This is a genomic window from Phytohabitans sp. LJ34, assembly GCF_052068095.1.
GTDB lineage: Bacteria > Actinomycetota > Actinomycetes > Mycobacteriales > Micromonosporaceae > Phytohabitans.
In genome coordinates this window covers 1-13,880 of sequence record NZ_JBQHDG010000020.1, presented here as the reverse complement: position 1 = coordinate 13,880, position 13,880 = coordinate 1, and the positions used below count along the sequence as shown (strand labels likewise).

Here is a 13,880-nt window from a genome sequence, read left to right as displayed (position 1 = left end):
GGGTCAGTCCATCAGGAAGAACGGGGCCGTCACGTCAGCCGGGTCGAACTCGCCCGGCGCACCCACCACCTCGCCCGCCTCGACCTGCTTGTCGCCACCTGCCTGGTCGAACGCGGCGCCCCCGCGGTCGAACATCAGGGCCTGGGCCGGGCCGCCGACGACCGGATCGACGGGGTACGCCACCAGGTGGTTGATCCTGCCCCCGGCGTCCTCGGTGTGCTGGTTTTCGATCGCGCCGTCGGCCGTCACGTGCCACACCGCCGGCTTGAGGTCGACCGTGCCGGCGACGACGAGCCACGTCTCCTCGCCCCAGTCGACCGCGGTCGCGTCACGGACCCGGGTCGGCACCACCCTTGCCTCGCTGGCGAGCTCGATCTGCCTGCCGCGCGCGAGGCCCGCGACGTACACCTTTCCCCCGGCGACAAGCGCGATCCGCCTGCCGTCCGGTGCGGCGGCGACATCGGTGATCGTCCCGTCGAGCTTGGCCACGGGCACCTGCTCCAGCACACCGCCGTCCAGGGTGAACCGGTAGAGGCGCTTGTTGATCACGACGAGCCCCGCGTCCATCGGCATCTTGAGCAGGACCGGCCGGCTCATCTCCGCGTACGGCCCGCTCTTGGTGAACGGGTTGGTGCCGTCGCCCACACGCAGCCGAAACTGCTGGCCCTGCCGCGACACGAGTGCCGCTGCCGTCTGCACGCCGTCGTCGCCGGTCTCCTGGGCCAGCGTGGCGGAGTCGAGCCCTTCGTTGACGCCCTGCTCGAGAAGCAGCTGCGGCAACGGGTCCGTGCCGCCGCCCGCCGAACCCTTGAGCCGGTAGATCTTGCCCTGGTACAGCGCGAACCGCTGCGGAACGGCTTCCTGGCCGGGCGCATTGGACCGCCGGTGCGCCGGGTTGACCGCGAAGAACGCGGCGTCCGGCTCGAACGTGCGCGGCCCCTGCCCCTCGACCCGCAGCTCCAGACCCGCGCTGAGATATGGCCGCAGCGACCACATCAGCTGCTTGCCCAGCTGGTCGAGCACGTCGACGTCCTTCATGGCGGGCATCGGCTGCTCGGCCGCCTCGGCGTTGAGCCCGACCTCGAGCCGCTCGCTCGGGTACGGCACGTTCTGGTTGCCCTGGCTGCCCAGGTTGAGTGGGCTGACCGACTGCTTGATCCAAGCCGACGGACCGGTGGTCAGCCACCGCACGATCTCGGTGGGCTGCTGGCCCTCCTCCAGCTCGCTGGGCATGTACCGGTTGTCGGGCACCAGTGCGGTCCGGTCCTTGTTCCAGAAGTAGATCGTCCGCTGGAGGTAGTAGTCGCGCAGCGCCTCGGTGCTCAACAGCAGGTCCTGCGGGGGCTTCGTGACGAACCAGTCGGTCTTGCCCTCCGTGCCGCCGATGTAGAAGGTGTACGTGTGCTGCCCGGCGGGAAGCACCGCCGGATCGACCGAGCCCACTTCGCTGAGCACGCCGATCTGGTCCACCTTGAGCGTGACCCGCCAGGTGCCGTCTTTCTGCTTGGCGAACACGGGCTCCCCTTGCCGGCGCACCACGTTGATGACGGCGTCTTCGCGCTCCTTGACCTGATCCTGGGCGCTCTCGGTCACGTAGCGCCGGATCCGATCGGTCGGCTTCGTCTTCTTCGGGTCACCGGCCACCGCCGCCAGGAAGTCGGTGACGAAGCCCTCCTTGGTGGTCGCGTTGTCTCGGCTGGGCGGGCCCTGGCCCGGGGTGCCGCCGGTGGCGAACCCGGGAGCCGGACCGGCGCCGATGTCCCGCACCTGTGTCTCGTCCGGTATCCCGCACCCGGCCACGCCGATCGCCACCGCCGCCACGGCCGCGGCGGCCAGGACCGTGCGGCGCCTCACGCGGTCACCTCCAGCGTGGAATTGGTGGGCCGGGCATCCACCGCGTGTCCGGGCACGGCGTCCGGCGGAACGAGCCGCAGCGGTGACGAGGTCAGCCGGTCGCCGGCCCGCACCGGGAGGGTGAGGCGGAACTGAGCGCCCTGGCCCGGGGCGCCCCAGGCCTCCAGCCACCCGCCGTGCAGCCGTGCGTCTTCCAGGCTGATCGAGAGGCCGAGCCCGGTGCCACCGGTCTGCCGCGCCCGTGACGGGTCGGCCCGCCAGAACCGGTTGAACACCAGCTTTTCCTCGCTGGGGCGCAGCCCGATGCCGTGGTCTCGCACGGTCACCGCCACGGCGGACTCGTCGACGCCGAGCGCGATCGAGACCGGGCGCCCCTCGCCGTGCTCCACCGCGTTGCCGACGAGGTTGCGCAGGATCCGCTCCACCCGGCGCGGATCCACCTCGGCGATCACCGGCGTCTCCGGCATGGTCAGCTCGACCCGCACGCCGCAGCGCTCGCTCAGGCTCTCCAGCCGGTCGACCACGCGGCGCACCACCGGCACGAGGTCGGTGGGCTCGGCGTCGAGCATCGCGAACCCGGCGTCGAAACGGCTGATCTCCAGCAGGTCGGTGAGCAGGCTCTCGAACCGGTCGAGCTCGGCCTGGAGAAGCTCGGCCGCGCGGGCGACCGCCGGGTCGAACTCGTCGCGTTCCGTGAAGATCAGGTCGGCTGCCATCCGCACGGTGGTCAGCGGCGTGCGCAGCTCGTGCGAAACGTCCGAGGTGAAGCGCCGCTGAAGCCGGGACATCTCCTCCAGACGCACGATCTGGCGCTGGAGGTTGGTCGCCATCTGGTTGAACGACGCGGCGAGCAGGGCAAGGTCGTCTTCCCCGTGCACGGCCATGCGCTGGTCGAGCAGGCCGGCGGAGAGGCGCTGGGCGGTGCGCGCGGCCACCCGGACGGGCCGCACCACCAGCCGGGTCACCAGCGCGGAGAGCACGCCGAGCAGGATCACCAGCGCCACGCCGGTCAGCAGCACCATCGTGCGGATCTGCACGGCCGTCTGGTTTTCGGTCGACAGCGGGACCATGTAGTAGAGCTCGACCTGCCCGAAGCCGGTCGGCACCGGCGTGCCGGAGACGAGATATTTGGTCGGGCCGGCGCCGAAGTCGTGGGTGCGGATCTGGTACTTGACCCGGCCGTCGACCGCCACCCCGCGCTGGAGCTCGGCACTGATGACCGGGGTGACCTGCACCGGCTTGAGGTTGGGCTGCTCGCGAGCGGTCAACGCGACGATCGCGCCGCCCTGCTCCGGGTCGCCCCGGGAGAGGTTGGTGGCGATCTGGAAGAGGGTGGTCTGCACCTTCGGGTCGTACGCGTTGTTGAAGATGCTCAGCTGCTCACCCGCGTACTCGGCGTCGGCCTCCAGCTGCGTCCGCGCGGCGCTCTGCGTGCGGTCGAGCAGGATCTTGGTGCTCTGCGTGGCCACCAGGTAGGCGAACGCGCCGACCAGCAGGCTGGAGGCGACCAGCGTGATCGCCACGACCCGGAAGTGCAGCGAGCGCCGCCAGGTGTTGTGCAGGGGCGCGGCCACCACCGCACCCCGGCGGGCCGCGCGGCGCCACAGGTCGTGGGCAGCCGCCAGCGCCCGCGCACCCAGCGCGGCTACGGAACGTACATCACTAGCCACGGCGAAACCAGGCTATCCGGTGCCCGCCTTGTAGCCCACGCCTCGCACGGTCAGGATGATCTCCGGACGCTCCGGGTCAGGCTCGATCTTGGCGCGCAGGCGCTGCACGTGCACGTTGACGAGGCGGGTGTCGGCCGCGTGGCGGTAGCCCCAGACCTGCTCCAGCAGCACCTCGCGGGTGAACACCTGGCGCGGCTTGCGGGCCAGGGCCACCAGCAGGTCGAACTCCAGCGGCGTCAGCTTGACCTCGTCGCCGTCGCGGCTGACCGTGTGGGCCGGCACGTCGATCGTGATCTGGTTGCCCGGCGGCCCGATGGTCAGCAGCTCGGGGGCGGCATCCTCGCCCCGGCGGAGCCGGGCCCGCATCCGGGCCACGAGCTCCTTGGGCTTGAACGGCTTGACCACGTAGTCGTCGGCGCCCGACTCCAGGCCGAGCACCACGTCGACGGTGTCGCTCTTGGCCGTGAGCATCACGATCGGGATGCCGGACTCGCCGCGGATCGACCGGCACACGTCGATGCCGCTCATCCCGGGCAGCATGAGGTCGAGCAGCACGATGTCTGGCCGGTTTTCCCGGAAGGCGGCCAGCGCCCGCTCACCGTCGGCGACGAAAGACGGCAAAAAGCCCTCGCTGCGCAGGACGATGCCGAGCATCTCGGCCAGCGCAGGATCGTCGTCGACAACCAGTACCCGTGCCCTCATGCGTTCAATATTCCACCTCGCGTCCGATCCATGGGACCGCCCTCACCAGGGGTTATGACAAATCGGGCGATCTAGCAGCGGAGACCGCACGGGTTCGACCGGTTAGCGGACCCGTGCCAGGATGGCGCAGTGCTGCTGCCGCTGCGCCCGCTCACCGTCGGCGAGCTGCTCGACGCCGCGGTGTCGCTGCTGCGCGCGAACGGGCGGGCGTTACTGCCCGTGGCGGCGGTGCTGGCGGCGGTCGAGCAGGCGCTGCTCGCCCCGCTGCGCCTGGCCGCCGACGCACAGCCCCCGGCCTACCTGCCCGACTTCCCCGAGCTGCGCCACCTGGAGATCTTCTGGGTGCTGCTCGCCGCCGGCGCGGCCACCGAGGTCACGATCATCGCGTTGCTGGGTGGGCTGACCGCCCGGGCCGCCGGCGCCGACCTGCTCGGGCAGCGGCCGCCGGCCCGCCAGCTCCTGCGACCCGCCGGTGGCCGCTTCGGGGCGGTGGCGGTGGTCGCCGTCGTGGTCGGTGCCACGATGTTCGTCGCCGCCATCGCCGGTCCGGCCTGGTTCCTCGTGTACGGGCTGCTCGGGCTCGCCGCTCCCGTCGTCGTACTCGACCGGCTCGGACCCGGTCGGGCGCTGTGGCGCTCCGCGAGGCTGGCGTGCCGGGCGGGCCTGCGCGCCGCCAGCATCCGCGTCCTCGGCTACGTGGCCTGGCTGGCCATCCGGGTGGCCCTGGGTCTGGGCGCCTACGCCGCCCTCGACGCGCTCAGCCTCGGCGGCGCGGAGTGGACCGCACCGATGAGCGCGCTGGCCTGGCTGCTGGTCAACACCGTGGCCTACCCGACGCTGGCCTGCCTCGACGCGGTGCTGCACCTGGAGACCCGGATGCGCACCGAGGGCCTCGACATCCTGCTCTCCCGGGCCGGACGCCGCGGCCAGGTCACCCCGGCCCTGCTGGGAGTGGCGCGGTGAGCCGCTGGTGGACCGAGGGGGTCGCGGCGTTCGGTGACGTGGTCCCGCTGCCGCTGGCCGCGCTGGCCCTGTTGCTGGCGGCGGCCCTCGCCGGTGCCGGCTGGTACTGGTGGCCGCGCTGGGTGCCGCGCCGGTTTCCGCGCCTGCGGATGCCCCGCCTCCGCCGGCCCCGCTTCCACTGGCCGTTCCGCCGCCGCAAGCGGGACGTCCAGGAGCCGGTGCGGCCGGTGCTAGACACGAGCGGCGACGAGCTGCCCGACCTCCCGGCGGCCGCGTTCGTCTCGCTGGCCGACCGGCTCGCCGCCCAGGGCCGGTATGCCGAGGCGGTCCGCGAGCGGCTCCGCGCCATGGTGCGCGAGCTCGTCGACCGGCAGGTGGTCGAGCACCGTCCAGGGTGGACGGTATCCGAGCTGGCCGGCGCGGCCGGTCGAGCCCGGCCGGTCGTCGACGCGCCGCTGCGGGCCGCGGGCGGCGTCTTCTCCGAGGTCTGGTACGGCGAGCGCCCCGCCGGCGCGCAGCACGACCAGCGGATGCGCGAGCTGTCCGACCAGCTACACCGGGCGCTCTCATGAGGCGATGGCACCGGTTCGCGATCCCGTTGGGCGTGGTGGGGCTCGTCTTCGCGGTGACCGGTGTGGCGTACGCGGTGAACGAGCCGGACCCGAGCGACCCCGCGTTCCTCAGCCCGGCGAGCGCGGACGGCATCGGTGGGCAGCGGCTCGCGCGGGCGCTGGCGGCGCGGGGCGTACAGGTACAGCGGATGACCCGCACGTCGGACGCGCTCGTCGCGGCGTACGACGGCGACGCGACCCTCTTCGTGCCGGTGCCGCGGGTGGTGCACCCCGACTACCTCGCGATGCTGCGGCTGATGCCGCCCACCACGCGCATCGTGCTCGTCGACCCGGCCCGCCAGGCGCTCGACAGCGCCGGGATCCCGCTCAGCCCGGGCGGGCGGCGCTGGGCGGCCCAGGCGGTGCTGCCCGACTGCCCGGTCGAGGAGGCGCGCACGGCCGGCCGGGCGGCGGCGCTGCGCCAGCGGTACCAGGGCGAGGGCATCCGCTGCTACGGCGCCGGCGTCGTACGGCTGCCCTGGCAGCGGGCCGACCTCGTGGTGATCGGCGCGAGCGACCCGTTCCGCAACGACCGGATCGGCGAGCACGGCAACGAGGCGCTCGCCACCGGCCTGCTCGCCGCCCGTTCCCGGGTGGTCTGGCTCGACGTGCACAAGCTGGAGCCGCCGCCCGGCGTCGCCGACGAGCCCGGCTCGTCCAGCGGCGCACCGCCCTCGCTCGGCCCTGACCCGAGTGAGAGCGGCTACGGCGAGGGCGAAGGGGAAGGCGACGGCTCCGGTGACGGCACCTCCGGGGAGGGCGACGGCTCCGGCGGTCCGGACGGCGAGGAGTCGTCGGGAGACCCGTCAGCCTCCGATGTGGACGACGAAAACCCCTTGTGGGACGCGTTTCCGCCATGGTTCTGGGCACTGCTGATCCAGCTGGCGCTGGCCGTGGTGCTGCTCGCGCTGTGGCGGGCGCGCCGGCTCGGCCCGCCGGTGACCGAGCCGCTGCCGGTGACGGTGCGGGCGGCGGAGACCGTACACGGCCGGGGCCGGCTCTACCGCCGGGCCAAGGCCCGCGGGCCCACCGCTGACATGCTGCGGGCGGCGGCCCGAGACCGGCTCGCGCAGCTGCTCAACCCCACGCCCGAAGTGTCGCTTGTGGACGCCGCCGCCGCGGCGACCGGGCGAGACCCGGAGCTGATCGAGGGCCTGCTCGACGGCCCCACCCCCGAGAGCGACGATGACCTGCGGCGCCTCCAGGCCGACCTGGACGCACTGGTCGAAGCCGTAAGGAGAGCACGGTGACCCTTCCCGCGGGATCCGACGATGCCCGCGCCGCCCTGCACCGGCTGCGCACCGAGGTGGCCAAGGCCGTGGTCGGCCAGGACGCCATCGTCACCGGCCTGGTGATCGCCCTGCTGTGCCGGGGCCACGTGCTGCTGGAGGGCGTGCCCGGTGTCGCCAAGACGCTCCTCGTGCGCACGATCGCCGCGGCGCTGGACCTGGATGCCAAGCGGCTCCAGTTCACGCCCGACCTCATGCCGGGCGACGTCACCGGCTCACCGGTCTACGACCCGCGCAGCGCGGTCTTCGAGTTTCGCACCGGGCCGGTCTTCACCAACCTCCTGCTCGCGGACGAGATCAACCGCACCCCGCCGAAGACCCAGTCCGCGCTGCTGGAGGTGATGGAGGAGCGCCAGGTCTCCGTCGAGGGCATCCCCCGGCCGCTGCCCGAGCCGTTCATCGTGGCGGCCACCCAGAACCCGATCGAGTACGAGGGCACGTACCCCTTGCCGGAGGCCCAGCTCGACCGGTTCCTCCTCAAGCTGACCGTGCCGCTGCCGGCGCGGGAGGAGGAGATCGGGGTGCTGCGCGCGCACCACGCCGGCTTCGACCCACGTGACCTCAAGGCGGCCGGCGTGCAGCGGGTCGCCACCGCCACCGACCTGGCCGCCGGCCGGGCGAGCATGCAGCGGGTGGGGGTGGCCGAGCAGGTGCTCGCGTACATCGTGGACCTCTGCCGGGCCACCCGCACCTCACCTTCGCTGGAGCTCGGCGCCTCGCCGCGCGGCGGCACCGCGCTGCTGATCACCGCGAAGGCCTGGGCCTGGCTGGCCGGGCGCGACTACGTCACCCCGGACGACATCAAGGCGGTCGCCCGCGCGACGCTCCGGCACCGCGTGCGGCTGCGCCCCGAGGCCGAACTGGAAGGCGTGACCGCCGACTCGGTACTCGACTCGGTGCTCGCGACCGTGCCGACGCCGCGCTGATGGTCACCGGCCGCGCCGCCCTCCTGCTGGCCCTCACCTCGGCCACGCTGCCGCTGTGGCCGTCGCCGTGGCTGGGGCTGGCGGTGCTCGCCGGCGCGGTGCTGGTGCTGTCCACGATGGACCTCGCGCTCGCCGCCCCGCTGCGGGAGATCGAGCTCACCCGCGACGGCGCGCGCACCGTGCGCTCCGGCGAGACTGCGACGGTGTCGCTGCGCGTGGCCAACCGTTCGCCGCGGGTGCTGCACGCCGACATCCGTGACTCGTGGGTGCCCTCGGCCGGCGCAAGTCCTTCGGTGCACCGGGTCGTGGTGGAGCCGGGCAGCGCGGTGACGGTCGAGACCTCGCTGACCCCGACCCGTCGTGGCGACCGGCCGGCGGTCCGGCTGACCCTCCGCTCGTACGGGCCGATGCGGCTCGCCTTCCGCCAGCGCGCCGGCCGCCCCGAGACGCCACAGTGGACGCTCCGGGTGCTGCCCCGCTTCGACTCGCGGCGCTTCCTGCCGGAGAAGACCGCCCGCCTGCGCACGCTCGAAGGCGCCACGGTCACCCGCGGGCGGGGCCAGGGCACCGAGTTCGACGTACTGCGCGAGTACGTGATCGGCGACGACGTGCGCTCGATCGACTGGCGGGCCAGCGCGCGCCGCTCGGATGTGCTCGTGCGCACCTGGCGGCCCGAGCGCGACCGGCGGGTGGTGTGCGTACTCGACACGGGCCGCACCTCGGCTGTGCTCGCCGGTGCCGAGCCGCGGCTCGACGCGGCCATCGACGCCGCCCTGCTGCTCGCCGCGCTCGCCCTCCGCGCCGGCGACCAGGTCGACCTGCTCGCGGTCGACACGGCCGTACGGGCGTCCGCCTCCGGCGGCCGGCACGTGCTGCTGCCCCGGCTCGTCAACGCCCTCGCGCCGCTCCAACCGTCCCTTGTAGAGACCGATTTCGAGCTGGTGGTCGGCGAGGTGCTGCGGCGGGAGCGCAAGCGCGCGCTGGTGGTGCTCTTCACCGCCCTGGAGCCGGGCGCACTCGGCGACGGCCTCCTGCCGGTGCTGCCCCGGCTGGCCACCCGACACAAGGTGCTCGTGGCGGCGGTACACGACCCGCTGCTGGCCGAGGCCCAGGGAGACCCCTACCTGGCGGCCGCCGCGCTGCGCACGCTCGGCGAGCGCGACCGGGTGCGCTCGGCGCTCAGCCGGCACGGTGTCGAGGTGCTCGACGCCCCGGTCGACGCGTTCGCCTCCCGGGTCGCCGACACCTACCTAGCCCTCAAGCAGGCCGGAAAGCTGTAAAAAGCCTTTGGAGTCAGCGTCGCGGTCCGTGGTGGCGTTTCTTCGAGGCATATTTGCCCGTGTCCGCGTCAGCGGCAGACCGTATGCTCCCGCGGGCACCGCTCCCGGCCGGCGGCTCGCAGACCGAGCCGAGATCCCCGGCCGTCCGCTGCCAGGTCCGCGGGACAAGCCCCGTTGGCGGTCTTCGGGGGCCTACCTCCGCCATCGCGCCGCTCACGGCGACGAAACCCCGGTTGCTTTCCCAGATTGCCGATCCGGCAACGGGCATTGTGGACAAACGTCGGCCACCGCCTGGCGCGAGCTCAATCCGCCTGCCCTCATTCTCCTCCCGCCGCTTGCGCGCAGGGGTGAGCGCGACCAGCGGCGGACGGGTGCGGCCGCGGGAGCAGCGGTCTGGACCACGACGGACGTCGCGGTAGCTCGAATCTGGGTCTGGGTGGTCGGTCACTGAGACTGCGCACGGGCCTTGGCCGCCGCGGCGCTGCCCAGGATGACTACGTAGCCGAGGAACGCCAGCCAGACCGCCGCGCCGATGCCGATGCGGAAGACCGTGGGCAGCGGCGACGGTGTCACGAACGCTTCGATCACCGCCGACACCGCGAAGAGACCGACGAGACCGACGGCGACGAGCATGCCGTCTCGGGCCGCTTCGACCACCGCGCGGCCGCGGGTGCGGTGGGGGCCGGGCGCGATCCAGGACCAGCCGATCCGGAGGCCGACGCCGGCCGCCACGTAGATGCCGGTCAGCTCCAGCAGGCCGTGCGGCGTGATCAGGCTGAAGAAGAGGTCACCGCGGCCGTACGAGATCATCACGCCACCGACCACGCCGAGGTTGAGCGCGTTGTTCCACAGCAGCCAGAGGACCGGCACGATCAGCACGCCCGAGGCGAGGCACTGAGCCGCCAGCCAGGCGTTGTGGGTCCACAGGTGAAACGCGAACGTGGACGGGAGGAACTCGGTGTAGTAGCCGGCGAACTCCGACGCGACGAGGTCTTCGGCGGCCTCCTCGCCGATGAACGCGGCCGCGCTCTCCGGATGTCCGGCCACCCACCACATGAGAAAGCCGGTCAGCACCGTGAACGCCACCGCGACCCCGGACCACCACGGCCACGCCCGGTAGACGGCGAGCGGGAAGCCCTCGGTGAAGAAGCGGCCGACCTCCCGCCAGGAGAGTCGGCTGCCGCCGGTGATCGTGGCGCGGGCGGCCAGGACGAGCCGGGACAGCCGCGCGACGAGCGCCGGGTCGGGCGAGCGGCTGCGTACGACCGACAGGTGCGTGGCGGCCCGCTGGTAGAGCGCCACAAGCTCGTCGACCTCGGCCGCGGTCAGCCGCCGGCCGCGGGAAAGCTGCTCGAGCCTCCGCCACTCGGCGTCGTGCTCGGCGACGTACGCGTCGAGGTCCACGCCCGACATGGTGTTCACTTGTCGGGTGACCGCGCAAGTCCACGCCCCCGCCGGCGTACTCGTCAGCGGTGAGGCGGTCGAGCTGGAGGTACGCGTGGCCCGGGTCGGTTCCCGGGTCCTCGCGCTGCTTGTCGACATCGCCGTCCAGCTCGTGCTCGCGGTCGCCCTGCTGATCATCGTGGCGGTGGTGCTGTCCAGCGCGCCGGTCGACGCCGCCCTGGAGGGCGCCCTCTTCACCGTGGGTGCCGTACTGGTGCTCGTGGGTTACCCGACACTTTGCGAGACGCTCACCGGCGGCCGCACCGTCGGAAAGTTCGCGGTCGGCCTCCGGGTGGTCCGCGACGACGGCGGGCCGGTGCGCTTCCGCCACGCGCTGACCCGCAGCCTGGTCGGCGTCGCGGTGGAGTGGCCCGGCCTGGTGTTGCCGCTGGTCACCTGGGTCGCCAGCCTCGCCACGATGCTCGCCAACCCGCGCGGCAAGCGCCTGGGCGACCTCGCCGCGGGCACGATGGTGATCCACGAGCGCACGCCGGCCTCGTGGGGTTGGGTGCCCGGCATGCCGCCGCCGCTGGCGGCCTGGGCGGCCACCCTCGACCTGACCGGGCTCGACGACGACCTCGCGCTGGCCGTGCGCCACTTCCTCGCCCGCGGGCATGGCCTCTCCGAGCCGGAGCGGAGCCGGCTGGGGCAGTCGCTCGCCGGAGAGATCCTGGCCAAGACCACGCCGCCGCCTCCGCCGGGCGTGCCGGGCTGGGCCTACCTGGCGGCCGTGCTCGCCGAGCGCCACCGCCGGGCCGCCCACCGCCTCGCCCGTGCCCGCGCGGCCACCGCGGCGCTCTGGCCGGGCCTCGCGATGCCGTCGCGCCCGGCGACGTCGATGACCCGCCCGCCGGTGCCGGTGCCGCCCGGCGCGCCGCAAGACTGGCCGAGCCACGCCTGGCCGAGGCCGCCGTGGCTGGGCCCCACCGCCGAGCAGCCCGACTGGACCGGCATGCGCCGCCCGCCGGTGGCCAGCACGCTGCGCCGCGCCACACCCGACTGATCATGGGGCGAAGAGCGCTCGGCCTCAGAGGCCAGAGGCGAAGAGGCCGCTGAAGACCCTTTACAGGCCGCGGGAATGCATCAGGGCGGACCCGAAAGGGACCGCCCTGAATGTGTCTGTCTACCTCAGGACCGCGGCTGGTCGAACTCCCCCACTCGAACATCAGCCACGAAGCGCTGCCAGGAAGCGGCAGAGAAGCGTAGGACGGGGCCACGCGGATCCTTGGAGTCGCGCATCGCGATCGCGTCGGACCCCGCCAAAGCCACCTCGACGCAGGCACCATTGCCCGCGCTGCGGCTGCTCTTGAACCAGAGCAGCCCTTCGTCGTTGGACGCAGGGAACATCTCCCCGGTACTTCCTCTCTCGGAATGTTGGTTGATCAGGCTTCGCCCTGCGCGACCGAGTGGATGAAGTCGACCGACTTCCTCGGGCTGAGCGCGGTGGCGCGAAGCGACTCGAAGCTCATCCAGTAGCTCCGGAGCTCGTCCGCGCGGCTGCGGAAGACGCCGCCGGTCATGCCTTCGCTGTAGACGAGCGGATGCTCTCCGTCCCGGCCGAATTCGAGGATGATGAACGATCCCGCCAAGGCACGGTGGGCACCGGTCGAGAAGGGGAGGACCTGGACCGTGACCATCTTGCGCTCGTTGGCCTCCGCCAGGCTGCCGAGCTGGCGGCGCATGACGTCCGGCCCGCCGATCTGACGGCGCAGGACCGCCTCGTCGAGGATCACGGAAAGCTTGGGTGGCGGATCGCGCGTCAGCACAGCCTGACGTGCCATCCGCACAGCCACCCGCTGGCCGTGCACCTCGTCCTCTTCGTAGATGCCATCCGCCTGGATGACGGCGCTCGCGTACTCCGCGGTCTGCAACAACCCGGGCACTATCTGTGCCTCGTAGTTGTAGATGGCGACCGCTTCGGCTTCGAAGCCGATGTACGTCTCGTAGGCGTTGGGGAGCACGTCACCGTAAGCCTCCCACCACGCGCGCTGCCGGGACTGCCCCGCGAGCGCCCGGATTCGTACTCGGGCGTCCTCGGCGACGGCGTACGCCTCGAGCAGCCGGTCCAGGTCTTTGGGCCGGACGCCCGTATGGGCGGTCTCGATGCGGCTCAGCTTGGATTCTGACCAGCCGAGCTCAGCGGCCACGTCCGCCACCGTGCGGTCGGCGCGTAAGCGGCGCAACTCGGCGCCCAATTGCCGTCGCAGTGTGGTCGGGCTTGGCTTCACTGCCATCGTGCATACCGTACACGCAAGTTGAGCTGCGAGGTTGCAACAAGATGGCATCAGATGCACTTGCATCTGTGACGCGCGCCATGCACTCTGGGGATGTACCGCGACAACGAAGTCGACGAGCAGCCACCAAGTCGGGTCGAGACCGTGGGAGGCAGCCGTGTTGGACGAGCAGACGTTGGTCCCCGAGCTTCCTGAGCTGCCCTGGCAGCTGCGACTCGGCTTGGTGTTCGTCGATGAAAAGCCGACCCTTTTCGCGCTCTACCAGCGTGGCGAGGATGGCGCGGGCGGGCGTGTGGTCGCCTGGCTGATGGTTCTCCCTGGCGACCACGCGGTGCTGATCCCGGTCGACGAGACACCCAGCCGCCCGATCGTCACGACGCTGCGTAGCGTCCAGCGGCGGTGGCTCCGAGTGCTCGAGTCAGAACTTGTACAGGTAGTGGGTCCACAGGCCCAACACATGCTCTGATCGAGACGCAGGGACTGGACGGCGGGCCCGGTGGCGGCAAACACCGGCCCGCCGCTCCTTGTCTGTCCCGCGGACACCCCCAGCCAGTAGCGTTGCCGGGGTGAAGGTGCTGCTCCCCTGGCTCGCCGTGCTGGCTGTCGTCCTCCTCCTCGACGCGATGCACCTCAGCTTCCTGGCCACCGCGGTCGCGGTCACCTGGCTGGTCTACTGCGTCTGGACCTGGGTCCGCCCCAAAAACCGAAACCGGGCCGGCTGACCCGCCCCACACCCGAAGCCGGGCCGGCTGATCGCCCAAAAACCGAAATCGGGCCGGCTGAAAAGCCGACCCGATCTCAGATGCCGTAGCTCAGTAGCGGTAGTGGTCCGGCTTGTAGGGGCCCTCGATCGGCACGCCCAGGTACGAGGCCTGCTCCTTGGAGAGCTCGGTCAGCCGGGCACCCAG

15 protein-coding genes are annotated in these 13,880 nt (G+C 72.3%); 8 read left to right on the top strand and 7 right to left on the bottom strand.

Translation table 11 applies throughout. The features are described 5' to 3' along the window. Positions 1-3 precede the first annotated feature (3 nt). The 3 genes from ACTMTJ_RS31480 to mtrA are packed head-to-tail and all read right to left on the bottom strand — an operon-like array spanning position 4 to position 4,226. The gene (locus tag ACTMTJ_RS31480) at positions 4-1,854 is read right to left on the bottom strand and encodes an LpqB family beta-propeller domain-containing protein (RefSeq protein WP_441222278.1); all 1,851 of its coding nucleotides are present in this window, start codon (positions 1,852-1,854) and stop codon (positions 4-6) included. Further along, positions 1,851-3,524 (bottom strand): MtrAB system histidine kinase MtrB, encoded by a 1,674-nt coding sequence (gene mtrB / locus ACTMTJ_RS31475; protein ID WP_441222277.1) that lies wholly within the window; start codon positions 3,522-3,524, stop codon positions 1,851-1,853. Before mtrB ends, ACTMTJ_RS31480 begins: the two co-directional genes overlap by 4 nt. Positions 3,525-3,536: 12 nt before the next feature. Further along, positions 3,537-4,226 (bottom strand): MtrAB system response regulator MtrA, encoded by a 690-nt coding sequence (gene mtrA, locus ACTMTJ_RS31470; protein WP_173039797.1) that lies wholly within the window; start codon positions 4,224-4,226, stop codon positions 3,537-3,539. Positions 4,227-4,355: 129 nt separating this feature from the next. Here mtrA and ACTMTJ_RS31465 point away from each other — a divergent pair, with 129 nt between their 5' ends. The 5 genes from ACTMTJ_RS31465 to ACTMTJ_RS31445 are packed head-to-tail and all read left to right on the top strand — an operon-like array spanning position 4,356 to position 9,295. Then, entirely contained in the window at positions 4,356-5,189 is an 834-nt protein-coding gene (locus tag ACTMTJ_RS31465; protein ID WP_441222276.1) for a hypothetical protein, read from the top strand. Then, the gene (locus ACTMTJ_RS31460) at positions 5,186-5,761 is read left to right on the top strand and encodes a DUF4129 domain-containing protein (RefSeq protein ID WP_441222275.1); all 576 of its coding nucleotides are present in this window, start codon (positions 5,186-5,188) and stop codon (positions 5,759-5,761) included. Before ACTMTJ_RS31465 ends, ACTMTJ_RS31460 begins: the two co-directional genes overlap by 4 nt. Next, entirely contained in the window at positions 5,758-7,050 is a 1,293-nt protein-coding gene (locus tag ACTMTJ_RS31455) for a DUF4350 domain-containing protein (protein ID WP_441222274.1), read from the top strand. The genes ACTMTJ_RS31460 and ACTMTJ_RS31455 overlap by 4 nt, the downstream gene beginning before the upstream one ends. After that, on the top strand, positions 7,047-8,015 hold the full coding sequence (locus tag ACTMTJ_RS31450) for an AAA family ATPase (protein WP_441222273.1): 969 nt from the start codon (positions 7,047-7,049) through the stop codon (positions 8,013-8,015). Before ACTMTJ_RS31455 ends, ACTMTJ_RS31450 begins: the two co-directional genes overlap by 4 nt. Then, on the top strand, positions 8,015-9,295 hold the full coding sequence (locus ACTMTJ_RS31445; protein WP_441222272.1) for a DUF58 domain-containing protein: 1,281 nt from the start codon (positions 8,015-8,017) through the stop codon (positions 9,293-9,295). The genes ACTMTJ_RS31450 and ACTMTJ_RS31445 overlap by 1 nt, the downstream gene beginning before the upstream one ends. Before the next feature lie 444 nt (positions 9,296-9,739). Here ACTMTJ_RS31445 and ACTMTJ_RS31440 read toward each other — a convergent pair whose 3' ends face one another. After that, positions 9,740-10,699 carry a stage II sporulation protein M gene (locus ACTMTJ_RS31440; protein ID WP_441222271.1) on the bottom strand — a complete coding sequence of 320 codons (960 nt, stop codon included), beginning with the start codon at positions 10,697-10,699 and terminating at the stop codon, positions 9,740-9,742. 25 nt (positions 10,700-10,724) lie between these two features. Here ACTMTJ_RS31440 and ACTMTJ_RS31435 point away from each other — a divergent pair, with 25 nt between their 5' ends. Beyond that, positions 10,725-11,741 carry an RDD family protein gene (locus ACTMTJ_RS31435; RefSeq protein WP_441222270.1) on the top strand — a complete coding sequence of 339 codons (1,017 nt, stop codon included), beginning with the start codon at positions 10,725-10,727 and terminating at the stop codon, positions 11,739-11,741. A gap of 125 nt (positions 11,742-11,866) precedes the next feature. Here the strand turns inward: ACTMTJ_RS31435 and ACTMTJ_RS31430 are convergent, their stop codons facing one another. Both ACTMTJ_RS31430 and ACTMTJ_RS31425 read right to left on the bottom strand, forming a co-directional pair. Further along, positions 11,867-12,085, bottom strand: coding sequence for a DUF397 domain-containing protein (locus ACTMTJ_RS31430; RefSeq protein ID WP_441222269.1), 219 nt, complete (start codon positions 12,083-12,085; stop codon positions 11,867-11,869). Positions 12,086-12,120: 35 nt separating this feature from the next. Then, entirely contained in the window at positions 12,121-12,972 is an 852-nt protein-coding gene (locus tag ACTMTJ_RS31425; RefSeq protein ID WP_441222268.1) for a helix-turn-helix domain-containing protein, read from the bottom strand. Between the two features lie 157 nt (positions 12,973-13,129). Between ACTMTJ_RS31425 and ACTMTJ_RS31420 the strand changes: the two genes are divergently transcribed. Next, the gene (locus tag ACTMTJ_RS31420; RefSeq protein ID WP_441222267.1) at positions 13,130-13,438 is read left to right on the top strand and encodes a hypothetical protein; all 309 of its coding nucleotides are present in this window, start codon (positions 13,130-13,132) and stop codon (positions 13,436-13,438) included. Between the two features lie 100 nt (positions 13,439-13,538). Next, on the top strand, positions 13,539-13,694 hold the full coding sequence (locus tag ACTMTJ_RS31415; RefSeq protein WP_441222266.1) for a hypothetical protein: 156 nt from the start codon (positions 13,539-13,541) through the stop codon (positions 13,692-13,694). Between the two features lie 90 nt (positions 13,695-13,784). On the opposite strand, the gene ACTMTJ_RS31410 is transcribed toward ACTMTJ_RS31415, so the two are convergent. Continuing rightward, on the bottom strand, positions 13,785-13,880 hold a 96-nt coding region (locus ACTMTJ_RS31410; RefSeq protein WP_441222463.1), incomplete at its 5' end, for an adenosylhomocysteinase.

Coding starts and splice junctions, on each gene's coding strand:
- mtrA (WP_173039797.1), bottom strand. CDS start 4,226: ATGAGGGCACGGGTACTGGTTGTCGACGACGATCCTGCGCTGGCCGAG.
- ACTMTJ_RS31455 (WP_441222274.1), top strand. CDS start 5,758: ATGAGGCGATGGCACCGGTTCGCGATCCCGTTGGGCGTGGTGGGGCTC.
- ACTMTJ_RS31445 (WP_441222272.1), top strand. CDS start 8,015: ATGGTCACCGGCCGCGCCGCCCTCCTGCTGGCCCTCACCTCGGCCACG.
- ACTMTJ_RS31430 (WP_441222269.1), bottom strand. CDS start 12,085: ATGTTCCCTGCGTCCAACGACGAAGGGCTGCTCTGGTTCAAGAGCAGC.
- ACTMTJ_RS31425 (WP_441222268.1), bottom strand. CDS start 12,972: ATGGCAGTGAAGCCAAGCCCGACCACACTGCGACGGCAATTGGGCGCC.